The organism is Marinimicrobium agarilyticum DSM 16975, from assembly GCF_000423345.1.
GTDB classification, from domain to species: domain Bacteria; phylum Pseudomonadota; class Gammaproteobacteria; order Pseudomonadales; family Cellvibrionaceae; genus Marinimicrobium; species Marinimicrobium agarilyticum.
In genome coordinates this window covers 236695-249321 of sequence record NZ_KE384008.1, presented here as the reverse complement: position 1 = coordinate 249321, position 12627 = coordinate 236695, and the positions used below count along the sequence as shown (strand labels likewise).

13 protein-coding genes are annotated in these 12627 nt (G+C 59.0%); 4 read left to right on the top strand and 9 right to left on the bottom strand.

All coding sequences use genetic code 11. The annotated features are described in order from the left end of the window. Positions 1 to 39: 39 nt before the first annotated feature. The 6 genes from G547_RS0116945 to G547_RS0116920 form a co-directional block, all read right to left on the bottom strand. Entirely contained in the window at positions 40 to 1023 is a 984-nt protein-coding gene (locus G547_RS0116945; RefSeq protein ID WP_027330857.1) for a malate dehydrogenase, read from the bottom strand. A gap of 246 nt (positions 1024 to 1269) precedes the next feature. Further along, positions 1270 to 2454, bottom strand: coding sequence for a lipopolysaccharide assembly protein LapB (gene lapB, locus G547_RS0116940; protein ID WP_027330856.1), 1185 nt, complete (start codon positions 2452 to 2454; stop codon positions 1270 to 1272). A gap of 5 nt (positions 2455 to 2459) precedes the next feature. Beyond that, complete coding sequence (locus G547_RS0116935; RefSeq protein ID WP_036189235.1) at positions 2460 to 2759, bottom strand: LapA family protein; 300 nt, start codon at positions 2757 to 2759, stop codon at positions 2460 to 2462. Positions 2760 to 2792: 33 nt separating this feature from the next. Beyond that, a complete protein-coding gene (ihfB, locus tag G547_RS0116930) occupies positions 2793 to 3155 on the bottom strand; it encodes an integration host factor subunit beta (protein WP_281167787.1) in 363 nt (120 codons plus the stop codon). A gap of 300 nt (positions 3156 to 3455) precedes the next feature. Next, on the bottom strand, positions 3456 to 5357 hold the full coding sequence (gene htpG / locus G547_RS0116925; RefSeq protein WP_027330853.1) for a molecular chaperone HtpG: 1902 nt from the start codon (positions 5355 to 5357) through the stop codon (positions 3456 to 3458). 638 nt (positions 5358 to 5995) lie between these two features. Beyond that, positions 5996 to 8446 (bottom strand): glycoside hydrolase family 3 protein, encoded by a 2451-nt coding sequence (locus tag G547_RS0116920; protein ID WP_281167786.1) that lies wholly within the window; start codon positions 8444 to 8446, stop codon positions 5996 to 5998. A gap of 174 nt (positions 8447 to 8620) precedes the next feature. On the opposite strand from G547_RS0116920, the gene G547_RS0116915 reads away from it, so the two are divergent. The 3 genes from G547_RS0116915 to G547_RS0116905 all read left to right on the top strand — a co-directional run bounded on the left by G547_RS0116915 (position 8621) and on the right by G547_RS0116905 (position 10760). After that, positions 8621 to 9049 carry a secondary thiamine-phosphate synthase enzyme YjbQ gene (locus tag G547_RS0116915; RefSeq protein ID WP_027330851.1) on the top strand — a complete coding sequence of 143 codons (429 nt, stop codon included), beginning with the start codon at positions 8621 to 8623 and terminating at the stop codon, positions 9047 to 9049. 433 nt (positions 9050 to 9482) lie between these two features. Further along, entirely contained in the window at positions 9483 to 10451 is a 969-nt protein-coding gene (locus G547_RS0116910) for a DnaJ C-terminal domain-containing protein (protein ID WP_027330850.1), read from the top strand. Between the two features lie 3 nt (positions 10452 to 10454). After that, the gene (locus G547_RS0116905; protein WP_027330849.1) at positions 10455 to 10760 is read left to right on the top strand and encodes a chaperone modulator CbpM; all 306 of its coding nucleotides are present in this window, start codon (positions 10455 to 10457) and stop codon (positions 10758 to 10760) included. 12 nt (positions 10761 to 10772) lie between these two features. On the opposite strand, the gene G547_RS0116900 is transcribed toward G547_RS0116905, so the two are convergent. After that, entirely contained in the window at positions 10773 to 11444 is a 672-nt protein-coding gene (locus G547_RS0116900) for an RluA family pseudouridine synthase (protein ID WP_027330848.1), read from the bottom strand. Between the two features lie 58 nt (positions 11445 to 11502). Here G547_RS0116900 and G547_RS0116895 point away from each other — a divergent pair, with 58 nt between their 5' ends. Beyond that, positions 11503 to 11727 (top strand): DUF2970 domain-containing protein, encoded by a 225-nt coding sequence (locus tag G547_RS0116895; protein WP_027330847.1) that lies wholly within the window; start codon positions 11503 to 11505, stop codon positions 11725 to 11727. 12 nt (positions 11728 to 11739) lie between these two features. Here the strand turns inward: G547_RS0116895 and G547_RS22850 are convergent, their stop codons facing one another. Next, on the bottom strand, positions 11740 to 12222 hold the full coding sequence (locus G547_RS22850) for a MarR family winged helix-turn-helix transcriptional regulator (protein ID WP_051235674.1): 483 nt from the start codon (positions 12220 to 12222) through the stop codon (positions 11740 to 11742). A 164-nt stretch (positions 12223 to 12386) separates the two neighbouring features. Next, positions 12387 to 12524: a hypothetical protein gene (locus tag G547_RS23525; protein WP_157209924.1), complete on the bottom strand. Its 138-nt coding sequence runs from the start codon at positions 12522 to 12524 to the stop codon at positions 12387 to 12389. Between the last annotated feature and the right edge of the window lie 103 nt (positions 12525 to 12627).

Genomic DNA, 12627 nt, shown 5'->3' with positions numbered 1-12627 from the left:
GACCTTTTTGCGTGACTTCGAAAAAACGGACCGCGCGGTTTAGGCCGGCAGCAGTTCCTTCACCGCGTCGCGCTCTTCCTGCAGCTCTTTTTCGGTGGCCTGCATTTTCTCGCGAGAGAACTCATTGATCTCCACGCCCTGAACGATTTCCCAGTCGCCGTTTTTGCACACACACGGGAAGGAGTAGATCAGGCCCTTGTCGATGCCGTAACTACCATCGCTGTAGACACCCATGCTCACCCAGTCACCCTCGGCGGAGCCCAGGGCCCAATCGCGCATGTGGAAAATGGCGGCATTGGCAGCCGAGGCAGCGGAGGAAGCACCGCGGGCTTCGATGATCGCCGCGCCGCGCTTTTGAACCACGGGGATGAACTCATTCTCGTACCAGGACTGCTCGACCAGTTCCATGGCGTTGGTGCCGGCCACTTTGGTCTGGTGAATGTCGGGGTACTGAGTGGACGAGTGGTTGCCCCAGATGGTCAGGTGGGTCACATCGTTGATGGTTTTCCCGGTTTTCTGTGCCAGTTGGGTCAGAGCACGGTTGTGGTCCAGGCGAGTCATGGCGGTGAACTGACGCGGGTCCAGATCCGGCGCGTTGCGCTGGGCAATCAGGGCGTTGGTGTTGGCCGGGTTACCCACCACCAATACCTTCACATCGCGCGAGGCGTGGTCGTTCAGTGCCTTGCCCTGGACCGAGAAGATCTTGGCGTTGGCTTCCAGCAGGTCCTTACGCTCCATGCCGGGGCCACGGGGACGGGCGCCGACCAACAGTGCGTAGTCAGTATTTTTGAACGCGACGGCCGCGTCGTCCGTGCATTCCATACCCGCCAGCAGCGGGAAGGCACAGTCATCCAGTTCCATGGCCACGCCCTTGAGGGCTTTCAGTGCAGGGGTAATTTCCAGCAGCTGCAGGATCACCGGCTGATCCGGGCCCAGCATCTCGCCCGCGGCGATACGAAACAGAAGGGAGTAGCTGATTTGGCCGGCGGCGCCGGTGACGGTAACGCGTACAGGTGCTTTCACAATGTGTCTCCGTTTTGGGTATGAATTCATTGACTTGCTCCCCGAGGTTCTCGCTGGCACTGATCCAGCGGCTCCGACCCGTGGGGATGGTCGGCTGTCTTGTTGTGGGAGGTTGAACCGATGCAGCCTGACGGCCGGTCATTATAGGGAATTCGGAGAAAATTTCACCTGAGACGCAACTTTTCGGGACCCGACCCCACAATGAAGGGGGAAAACAGAGCCCGATGCGGCCGCGACTCCCCGCCGCTACTCGCCCTCCACCCCGGTAATCGGGGTAATGCTGCCCCAGGTTTTGCAGCCGGGACACAGCCAATGCAGCTGATTGCCGGCGAAGCCGCATTTGCGGCAGTGGTGGCTGGGTTTGGCTTCCAAGACCTGATCGACGAGCTGCTTGAGTAACTGCAGGTTATCCCGGGCACGCCCCTCGGAGTGCAGCAGGTACAGCTCCACCAATCGGTTCAGCATTTTGATCGTGGGTCGGCGCCGGAGATGCTCGGCGATGAAGTCCGCCGCCGCGTAATCGTCCTTGGCCCAGCGTACCTGCTCGGCCATTTTGATCACCAGGGAACTGCTGGGGTACTGAGCCAACAGCTCTTCGAGATAGCGTTGAAGCCCCTTGTGGTCACCCAGTCGCTCGTAGCAGGCGCAAATCAGGTCCAGGCTTTCCACCAACAGTTCCGGCTCCTGGTGGGGGATGCGCTGCAGGGCTTTCAACGCTTCGCGTTCGTTACCCAGGCTGTGTTCAAGCTGGCCCCACAGCAGGCTGGCCCGAACCGACTGCCGGTCAAAGCTCAGTGCTTTCTGCAGGTACCGACGGGCGCTCAGCCCGTCATTGCGCTTCAGCATATCCTCGGCCAGCTCGCAGCAAAAGTGCGCCCGGGCGATCGCCCGGTTGCCGTTGCTGCGACCGAAGCGGCGCTGACTGAGCTGATTGGCCGCTTCGATGGCTTTGTCCCAATCCTTCTCGTCCTGGTAAATCTCGATCAGGTGACCCAGTGCCTCGGGTTTGTACTGGCTGTTCACATCAACCAGCTCTTGAAGCAGGCCTTCCGCCCGGTCGAGCAGCCCGGCACGAATAAAGTCACGAGCCAGTTCAAGCTGGGCTTCGTGCAGTTGCGGGGTCGTCAGGCTGGGGCGGGCGAGCAGGTTCTGGTGGATGCGGGTGGCTTTGGCAATTTCACCCCGGCGACGCAGCAGGTTGCCCAACGCCAGGTGGGTTTCCAGGGTGTCCGGGTTCACTTCGAGAGATTCGATGAAGGCGTCGACGGCACTGTCGGCCTGGTCATTGAGAAGGTAGCTCAGTCCCTTGAAGTATTTGGGGCCGAAGTGCTGGGTATCCTCTTGAAGGCGCCGCCCCCGCTGCCGCCACCCGAGAAAGAAACCGGCAGCGATGGCGACCACGATCAGGCCGAATAAGCCGATATCGACCATAGCGATCAGTCCCGAATGGGTTGCAGGCGCAATTGTTTGATTTCTTTCTCACACCGGGCGAGTTGCCGCTCTTTGGCCCGCAGCCGACGGCGCAGGCCCATGACGGGCAGCAGGCTTACGGCCATACCAAGCAGGACCCCCAAGCCGGTAAACAGGAGTAGCCACACGCCCAGAGAAAGGGCGGGCAGTTCCAGGCCCATCAGGCTGACGGAAATGGCCTGGGCGTTTTCCAGTGCGAACCAGATGCCCAGTACGAAGGCGAGCACGATGAGCGCAATTTTGACCCAGCGTGTGAGGGTTTTCATGGGGTCGTATCCTTGGGCCCTGGGGCGCCGGGGTTAGTGCTGAAGACTTTCGTTAACACGGTCGCGCATCTCCTTTCCCGGTTTGAAGTGAGGAACATATTTGCCGTCAAGCTCGACGGTTTCGCCGGTTTTGGGGTTGCGGCCCATGCGCGGGGCTCGATAATGCAGTGAGAAGCTGCCAAAGCCTCGGATTTCGATTCGCTCTCCGGAGGAGAGGACGTCGGCCATGTGGTCGAGCATCAGTTTGACGGCCAATTCGATGTCTTTGACGGGGAGTTGGTCTTGCTGTTCGGCGATGTACTCGATCAGTTCCGATTTGGTCATGGCGGCTGCCCTGTTATTGGAGAAGGGGGCGCTTTTGTGCCCCGTGCTGGCCCTGCACTTATTTTTGTCCAATTTCAACAACTTAGGCTTAGCTTATACCGGACTTTCGACACACGCAAGGGGGCCACTCCAGGCCCTTTAGGCGTATTCTATTGCTTTTTGCCCTCCAGAAAGTCCGGTCCGAGGTTCCGTACACCATCGGTAGACCCGCCGTAAACCCATCCATGGGGGCTTCTCATCGGCATCCATGCCTCAGAGAGTCTACCGATGGTGTACGGAACCTCGGACCTCCATGCCGCATTGAGATGTAGGGCACGGTAAGCGAAGCGCACCTGCCACAGGAGGCTTCAACTTACCACCCTACCCTTCACTTTAATGACTCAATTCCAACAACAGTTTGTTCAACCGATGCACGTAGGCCGCCGGGTCCTCCAGGTGGGTGCCTTCGGCCAGGTTGGCCTGATCGAACAGGACTTTGGCCAAGTCGGCGAAGCGGGCTTCGTCGGCTTCCTGGTCGAGTTTTTTCACCAGCGGGTGGTCCGGGTTGAGCTCGAAGCTGGGTTTGGATTCCGGCAGTGCCTGGCCGGCCTGTTCCAGTATCCGGCGCATCTGGGCGCCCATTTCGTGCTCGGCCACGACCACACAGGCCGGGGATTCGGTCAGCCGGTGGGTGATGCGTACGTCGGAGACGTCGCTTTCCAGGGCTTTTTTGACCCGCTCGATCAACGGCTTGAGCTCTTCGGCCTGTTTTTCCTGGGCTTCTTTCTCGTCTTCGCTGTCGAGTTTACCCAGATCCAGTTCGCCTTTGCCGGCGTCCTGGAAGGATTTTCCGTCGTATTCCATCAGGTGGCTCATCAGCCACTCGTCCACGCGATCGAACATCAACAGCACTTCGATGCCTTTTTTGCGGAAGACTTCCAGGTGCGGACTGTTTTTGGCGGTGTTGAAGTTTTCCGCCGCGATGTAGTAGATCTTGTCCTGCCCTTCTTTCATCCGAGCGATGTAGTCGTCCAGGGACTGGTCCTGTTCCGGCTTGTCGGTGTGGGTGCTGGCGAAGCGCAGGAGCTTGGCAATTTTTTCGCGGTTGGCAAAGTCTTCGGCGGGGCCTTCTTTGAGGACCTGGCCGAACTCTTTCCAGAAGGTCGTGTATTTTTCGCTGTCGTTTTTCGCCACTTTTGACAGCATGTCGAGCACACGTTTGGTCAGCGCGGTGCGCATGGTGTCGATGTTGGGGTCTTTCTGCAGGATTTCCCGCGAGACGTTCAGTGACAGGTCGTTGGAGTCAATCACGCCTTTGATGAAGCGCAGGTACAACGGCAGGAACTGCTCGGCATCGTCCATGATGAAGGTGCGATGTACGTAGAGTTTCAGACCCCGGGCGCCGTCGCGGTTGTACAGGTCAAACGGTGCGTGTTCGGGCACGTACAGCAGGCTGGTGTAGTCCAGTTTGCCTTCAACCCGGTTGTGACTCCAGGTCAGCGGGTCAGCATAGTCGTGGCTGATGTGCTTGTAGAACTCTTTGTACTCTTCGTCGCTGATGTCGGAGCGAGAACGGGTCCAAAGCGCGGTCGCGGTGTTGACCACTTCGTCCTCGGGCTCTTTATCCTTGTCTTCTTCGGAGCTCTGCTGTTTCTGCATGACCACGGGGATGTCGATGTGGTCGGAGTACTTTTTGATGATAGAACGCAGGCGCCAGTCGTCGGCAAACTCTTCGGCGTCTTTGCGCAGGTGCAGCTCGATGGTGGTACCGCGATCGGCTTTTTCGATGTTCTCGATGTTGAATTCGGCTTCGCCTTCGCTTTCCCAGCGCACACCCAGGTTCGCATCGGTCCCGGCTTTGCGGGTAGTCACAACGACTTTGTCGGCAACGATGAACGCCGAATAAAAGCCCACACCAAACTGGCCGATAAGCTTGGAGTCTTTTTTCTGGTCACCGGTGAGGTTTTTCAGGAACTGGGCGGTACCGGACTTGGCGATGGTGCCGAGGTTGTCGATCACCTCATCCCGGTCCATGCCAATGCCGTTGTCGCTGATGGTGAGGGTATTGGCTTCTTTATCGACGCTGACGCGTACTTTGAGGTCGCTATCGCCTTCGTACAGGGCGTCGTTTTCGAGGGCCTGGAAGCGCAGTTTGTCGGAGGCGTCGGAGGCGTTGGAGATGAGCTCCCGCAGGAAGATTTCCCGGTTGGAGTACAGGGAGTGGATCATCAGGTGCAGCAGTTGTTTGGCTTCGGTCTGAAAGCCGAGCGTTTCTTTATGGGCATCCACGGTCATGGGAGTGTTTCTCCTGTTTTTACCAATAGCGTTAAACATGGACTCCCCTACCGTCATTGGTCGGGGAGGCTGAATCTGGATGGGAAGGATTTGGGGGCACACGGGGGAATATCAAGGGGCATTGGTACTTATTGGCGGGAGAGGTAAGGACTCCGCATTTTAGCGCTACGGGAGGGCATACCGCCGCGAGACCCGCCGTGAATACGTCCCTGTAGGCTTCTCATCGGCATCCATGCCTCAGAGAGTCTCGCAACGGTATGCCCTCCCTTCGCTGGCAAAAGCCGAACGTAAGGTAGAGGTAGCACCTGTGAATAGCCAAACCATTCAGCTGTCGCCTTCGGAGCGACGTCTAAAGAAACCGGTTGGCGACCTGCTCGCCGACTGTCTCCCTAGAAACAATGGAGGTTGAGATCCTGCTACCTCCTCGAACTCTCAGCTGGCACAGCGGAGGGAGGGTAGGTGTCTGCGAGACCGTGGAGCGGGGGACCCGCGATTCGAGCCCCCATGGGCCGCTCCATGGCATCCATGCCATCGCGGCATTAGTGAATCCCTTCACGTCATGGGTTTACGGCGTGTCTCGCAGACACCTACCCTCCCGCAGCGCTCTACTTCGAAGCGCCTCTATTCCGCCACTCAAATCAAGCCCGACTCTTCTCGATCCGGATGCCCGAGAATGTCAGATCCAGAGTGCCCTCGGTGGTCAGAGTGAAAGGCTCCAGGACGCGGGTGAAGAACTCTTCGGGAGGCAATACCAGACCGAAATCCGAACCCACATCCGGGAAGCGGTCCAGGGCAATGACCAGCGTCTGCCAACCCTCCCCTTCCAAGTCCCGCAGCTCCGACGTCACATCCACCTCCGACGCCGCGGAAGGACCGCAGCCCACCAGCCACTTCACCGGTGCCGAGGGCGCGGCGTCCACCTTAATATCCACCACCAAAGCGCCTTTGGAACGCCAATAGTCGGTCAGCACCTGCCGATCCCGAGTGGCCAGCGAGACCAGACCAAAACCCTCGCCATTCCATCGGGCGTGTCGGGCGTCCTCCTGAACCTCCCGATCCACCGAGTCCACCACCACCGTGGAAACCTCAATCCGGTTGCCCGACATCACGGCGCGGTCGTTCTTGCCGCCCTCAACCTCAATCTGCCAGGCATCCAACGGACGGAACTTGAACAGCTCCCACACCGCCTCGGTGGCCGGCAGTTGCAACCCCTCCTCCGACAGGTTGTCGGCCAGTTCGTCGCGCTGCCCGTATTCCAAGCCATAACCAAACGGGAATAGCGGCTGGTAGCCCGCCTCACCCATGTTCAGCGGGGCCTGATCCGGCCTTGAGGGCCAGGAGAAGCTGAGTTTGCCTTTAACCGGGTGCTGAACCTGGCCCTGGGCGTCAGTAAAGAGCACATCGGTCACGCCCGCCCCCTCGGTACCGGGCTGCCAGATCACCATGAAGGCGTCCGAGGCGTTCAACTCGCGGTTCACCCAGAGCGGGCGGCCGGTAACGAACAGGGAGACGACGGGAATCCCCTTGGCTTTGAGCGACTTCAACAACTCCCAATCTCGGGTATCCCGGGGCTTGTATTGCACGTTCTGGACGTCCCCCTGCATTTCCGCGTAGGGGTCTTCCCCGAACACCACCACGGCCACGTCCACGGGCTGATCGGTTTCTCCCGCCGGGCTGACAACCAGTTCACCCCCGGCGTCACTGACCACCGACTCAAAGGCGGAACGGATCGTCGTCGCGCCGGGGAAATCCTCCATGCTGGTGCCGGTCCCCTGCCAGGTAATCGACCAACCGCCGACCTGCTTGGAGATGTTATCGGCGCCGTCACCCGCCAGCAGGATGCGCTGCTTGGGGTTGAGGGGCAGCAGGTCGTTGCGATTCTTGAGCAGCACCAGCGACTCCCGCACTGCACGGCGGGCCACGGCCCGGTGTTCGGCGGCGCCCAGTTCGGACTGCTTGCCCGCCAGCGCACGGCTGGAGGGCTTTTTCCGCTCGAACAGGCCCGCTCTCAACTTGACGCGCAAGATACGACGCACGGCGTCGTCAATACGACTCATGGGAATGGTGCCGTCTTTCGCTTGATCAACGGTATTGTGGAAAAGGGTTTTCCACTCGGGGTGCGGCACCATAAAAATATCCAGACCCGCATTGATGGCCTGGGGGCAGTTGAGCACTTCGGCGCCGGGAATAAACGCGTGACCGTTCCAGTCTCCAACCACCAGCCCGTCAAAGCCCAGTTGCTCTTTCAGTACGGTGGTCAACAAATGGTAGTGCCCGTGCAGCGGCTCGCCGTGCCAGCTGTTAAACGAGGCCATCACTGCCTGGACACCAGCTTCAATGGCGCTGAAATAGCCCGCGCCGTGAATGTCGCGTAGCGTGGCTTCCGAGTCGACGTTGTCGCCCCGGTCGATGCCGTTCACCGTGCCACCGTCCCCGATAAAGTGTTTGGCGGTAGCAATCACATGATGTTCATCCAGGCATTCGCCGCCCTGCCCCTGCAACCCTTTGACCATCTCGCCGGCGTAGGCCCGAACCAGGTCCGGATCTTCCGACCAGGACTCGTAAGTGCGCCCCCAACGGTCATCGCGAGCCACCGCTACAGTGGGTGAAAAGTCCCAGTCCAGGCCGGTCGCGGCGATTTCCCGGGCGGTGACTTCCCCGATCTGGCGAAGCAACTCCGGGTTCTGGGCCGCACCCAGCGCGATGTTGTGGGGGAACAGCGTCGCTCCCACCAGATTCCCCACACCGTGGACCGCGTCGGTCCCCCACATGATGGGAATGGGCAAGTGGCCTTCGGACTCATCCATGGACGCATTCCAGAACTGATCCGCCAGCGCCACCCAGTCGCTCGCCTGGGCGTAGCGGTCGTTATTGGGCACACTCCCGCCGCCGTTGAGCACCGAGCCCAAGTGATACTCCCGGATATCCTCCGGCGTCACCTGCTTGATCTCGGGCTGAATCATCTGCCCGACCTTCTGCTCCAGCGACATTTTCCCGAGCCACTCCTCGACACGGTGCTCGATGGCATTGTCCTTTTCCAGCGCGCTTTTCAGCCGGGGCCAGGTCACTTGGCGGGAGGCGTTGAACATAACGACAAACACTCCATTTTCATGGTTAATTCGACTATAAGGCCGCGCATTCTACCATAGTCCCTTCGAAAAAAAGACAGCGCTGTCAATTGTGTGACCCTGCGCAAGCTTGCACCTCAGCGGCAGTGCGTTACTCTTGAAAGCGTTTTTTGAACCGTTGAGGGTCTTTTTCCTATGTGGCAGCAAACCGAATTTCGCCTTCCCGCCAAAAGTCGTGGTTTTCATTTGGTCACTAATGAGGTGTTGAAGGCTATTCCGCCCATTGAAAACCTTCGCTGTGGGTTGTTGCATCTGTTTATTCAGCATACCTCGGCGTCGCTGTCGATCAATGAGAATGCGGATCCGACGGTACGCGGTGACCTGGAACGGCATTTCAATGAGTTTGTACCGGAACGCGCGCCCTATTACGAGCATGATTATGAGGGCGATGATGATATGCCCGCACATATCAAGTGTTCGATTCTGGGGGCGAGCGTCACGGTGCCGATCACGGACGGGCGCCTGAATCTCGGTACCTGGCAGGGTATCTATCTGTGCGAGCACCGCAACCGTGCCGGTGGCCGAACTCTGGTGGCGACGGTCCAGGGGGACGATCAAGGATAAACGCTCTATGAGTTAGTCACTTATCTGCACGTCCGGCCACCGAAGGGGTGTATGGGGCCGGGACCCGCCGTAAACCCTTCCCTGGGGGCTTCTCATCGGCATCCATGCCTCAGAGAGTCCCGGCCCCATACACCCCTTCGGTGGCCTCCGAGTAATTTGAAAGTTTGTGACCAACATTGAGTCGAAGTGCTGAGGGAGGGGGTGGGGTACACCCTTCGGAGACTCTCTGAGGCATGGATGCCGATGAGAAGCCTTCATGGATGTATTCACGGCGGGTCTCCGAAGGGTGTACCCCACCCCCGACCGGACGAAATGCATCCACAACCACTCCAAAAACACTTGATAGACATCAACACGCCCCCACAATAAAGACTGTATATTAAGAGTAAGCCACCTCGCCTACTGTATTTTCGGGTGATTCAAGAGGTCACGTATGGAATACAAGGACTACTACAAAACCCTGGGCGTCGAACGAACCGCCTCCCAGGACGATATCAAACGGGCCTACCGAAAACTGGCCCGCAAATACCACCCCGACTTGAACAAAGACCCCAACGCCGAAGACCAGTTTAAAGAACTGGGCGAAGCTTACGAAGTCCTCAAAGACCCCGAAAAACGCGCCGCCTACGACCAACTGGGTAGCCAATGGCAGCGCGGGCAAGACTTCGAGCCACCACCGGACTGGGGACAGGACCGCGGCTTCAGTGAAGGCGGCTTCTCCCATACGGGAGGCATGGGAGGCATGGGCGCCGGAGACTTCAGCGACTTCTTCGAAAGCCTTTTCGGCCAGCGAGGCTTTCGCGCCAGTGGCTTCCAACAGGGTGGCGGCTTTCGCAGCCGAGGGGAAGACCAACACGCCAAGGTCCAGATCGACCTTGAAGACGCCTACAACGGCGCCACGCGTCAGATCACCCTGCGCCAGCAGCAGGTCGATGACCAGGGGCGGGTTATTAATAAGCCCCGGACCTTGAACGTCAAAATTCCCAAAGGCATCAAGGCCGGACAGAACATTCGCCTCGCCGGGCAGGGTTCCGCCGGAATGGGGGGCGGGCCCAGCGGCGACCTCTACCTGGAAATCGAATTCAAACCCCACAGGCACTTCCGCCTGGAGGGCAAGGACCTGTTTCTCAACCTCCCCCTGACGCCCTCGGAAGCCGCTCTGGGGACCAAGGTCCAGATCCCGACGCCATCGGGCAAAGTGGACCTGAAAATTCCCGCCGGCTCCCAGTCCGGGCGCAAGTTGCGCCTAAAGGAGAGGGGGCTGCCGGGCACTCCGCCCGGAGACCTCTATGCGGAGCTGAGTATTCACGCCCCACCCGCTCACGATGAAGCGGTGGCCGAACTCTACCGGAAGCTGGCCCAGGCCGCTCCCTACAACCCCCGTCGTCATCTGGAGGCGTGACCCATGAATAGCCTGACCGGAACCATACTGGAAGAAGACATTGAGCTGACCCTGGGAGAGCTTTGCCGCAACTGTCACGTGGAAGTCGACTTTGTGGTCGAACTCGTGCAGGAGGGCGTGATTGATCCGCTTGAGCCAGACGCCAGCCGCTGGGCATTCGCCGGGCACAACCTCGTGCGGTTGCGCCGGGCGGTCAACCTCCACCGGGATCTGGGTATCAATCTCGCGGGCATTGCCCTGGTATTGGATTTACTGGAGGAGAGCGAGCGGCTGAAAACAGAGCTTGCCCGTTGGCGTTCACCCTCGTAAAACAGGCTCCCGCTAAAAAGGCGCGAGGGAAGAGAAAGTCAGTGTTTCGCCCGTCTCAGGATCTTCAAACGCCAGACTGGATGCATGCAACAGCAGACGGGGCGCCATGGCCACCACCTCCGCCGGCGCATAAAACTCACACCCCAAAATGGGGTGACCGATGGCCTGGCAATGTAGGCGCAGTTGATGGGACCGCCCGGTCACCGGGTGCAGCGCCAACCGCGTGGTGCCCCGCTGCTCATCCCGCGCCAGCACCCTGAAGCGGGTCAGCGCCGGCTTGCCGTCTTCAGTGATTTTACTGCGCGGGCGCGCTTCAGGGTCCGGTGCCATGGCCAGATTGATTTCACCCTCGTCCTCTTTCACAATGCCCTGAACGACCGCCGTATAGACCTTCTCCACCGAACGGGCCTGAAACTGACGACTGAGGTGCGATAGACTGGCTTTGGTCAAAGGCACGACCAACAGCCCCGACGTATCAAAGTCCAGACGATGCACCGCGTGCACCTGCGGGTGCTCGACCCGCAGCCGTTCAATGACGCTGTCGCGATTTGCCGGATGCCGGCCGGGAACGGTCAACAGCCTCGGGGGTTTATTCAGCACCACAAAGCTTGACGCCTCGCGTACAATCTCCAGTGATTCGTCACAGGGCGGCAGCACCGTCAGTTGGTCGATCGGTTTTGTCATAGACCTTCTACTTTCAACCCTTGGCTTTCAACAGTCTCTCGCGTAAACGGGCCTTCTAATGAGCAACCAGAACGACGACCAAACCCCTAAAAAGCCCAACGTCTTCCAGATCATACTCAGTACCCTGGCGGCCGCTTTCGGCGTGCAGAGCAGCAAGAACCGCGAGCGGGATTTTACCAGTGGCAGCGTCGCCACTTATATCATTGCGGGCGTTATTTTCACCGCCGTGTTTGTATTCGGAGTGCTCTTCATCGTACGGCTGGTGCTGGCAAACGCCGGTTAGCGAGCGGCGCGGCTATACGTGCTTCCAGAGCTGGCTGCTATCGATATCCACCGCTCGAAGCAGTTTCTGGATATTGCCCTTGAACGCTCTGAGTTCGGTGGGATGCAGCTGATTCAGGAACCGGTTCTGATGGTTGACCGCCTGCTCATTGAGATTCTGGACCAACTGCTTTCCGGCCCGCGTCAGGTGAATTTTGACCGATCGCCGATCCAGGCCATCGTGCTCGCGTTGAACCAGGTCTTTCGCCTCCAGTCGGTCCAGTAGGCGAGTGACGGCGGAGCGATCCACAGCGATATTGTCGGCGATCTGTGCCGGGGTATTGGCCAGCTCGTGGAAGAGGACGTTCAGGATCATCCACTGGGGCCAGCTGACATCGTGCTCCGCCAGCGCCTCGTTAAAGGCCTCGCGCATGCAGCTCGCCAGCCGGGCGATCCAGAACGTGAAACTGTTGTGAAGGTGAAACGCCGAACCGGCGGTACGATCGGAGCCGAGCATAAGTCCCTCGCAGGAGTGGTCAACAGATAACCTTATCCTGCCAGACATTAGTTGACAGTGCAATTATCTCAAAAAAGACCACCTGCCAAACGGAGCCTGGCGACCGTGCTTGTTATTGAGCGGGAGCTTGGCTCCTGAAGCGGAGCCAACGCGGGGTCGTCCGGCTATTGACCGCTGACCCAGTAGATACAGGTGACCACAAAAATGGCAATCAGCGCGACGGCCGCAATGGCGTCGGCGACACCGTCACCCTGATCTTCGTGTTCTGCGTTTTGGTGCATGACGTCAGTATTCTCAGCCATTATTTTTATTCTCCCCTGTCGTTCAAATGATGGGTTTCAGTCAAGGATCATCGCTGGACCTGAGCCTACCGACCAGCGCCTTTGAAGAGCAGATCTAATCACA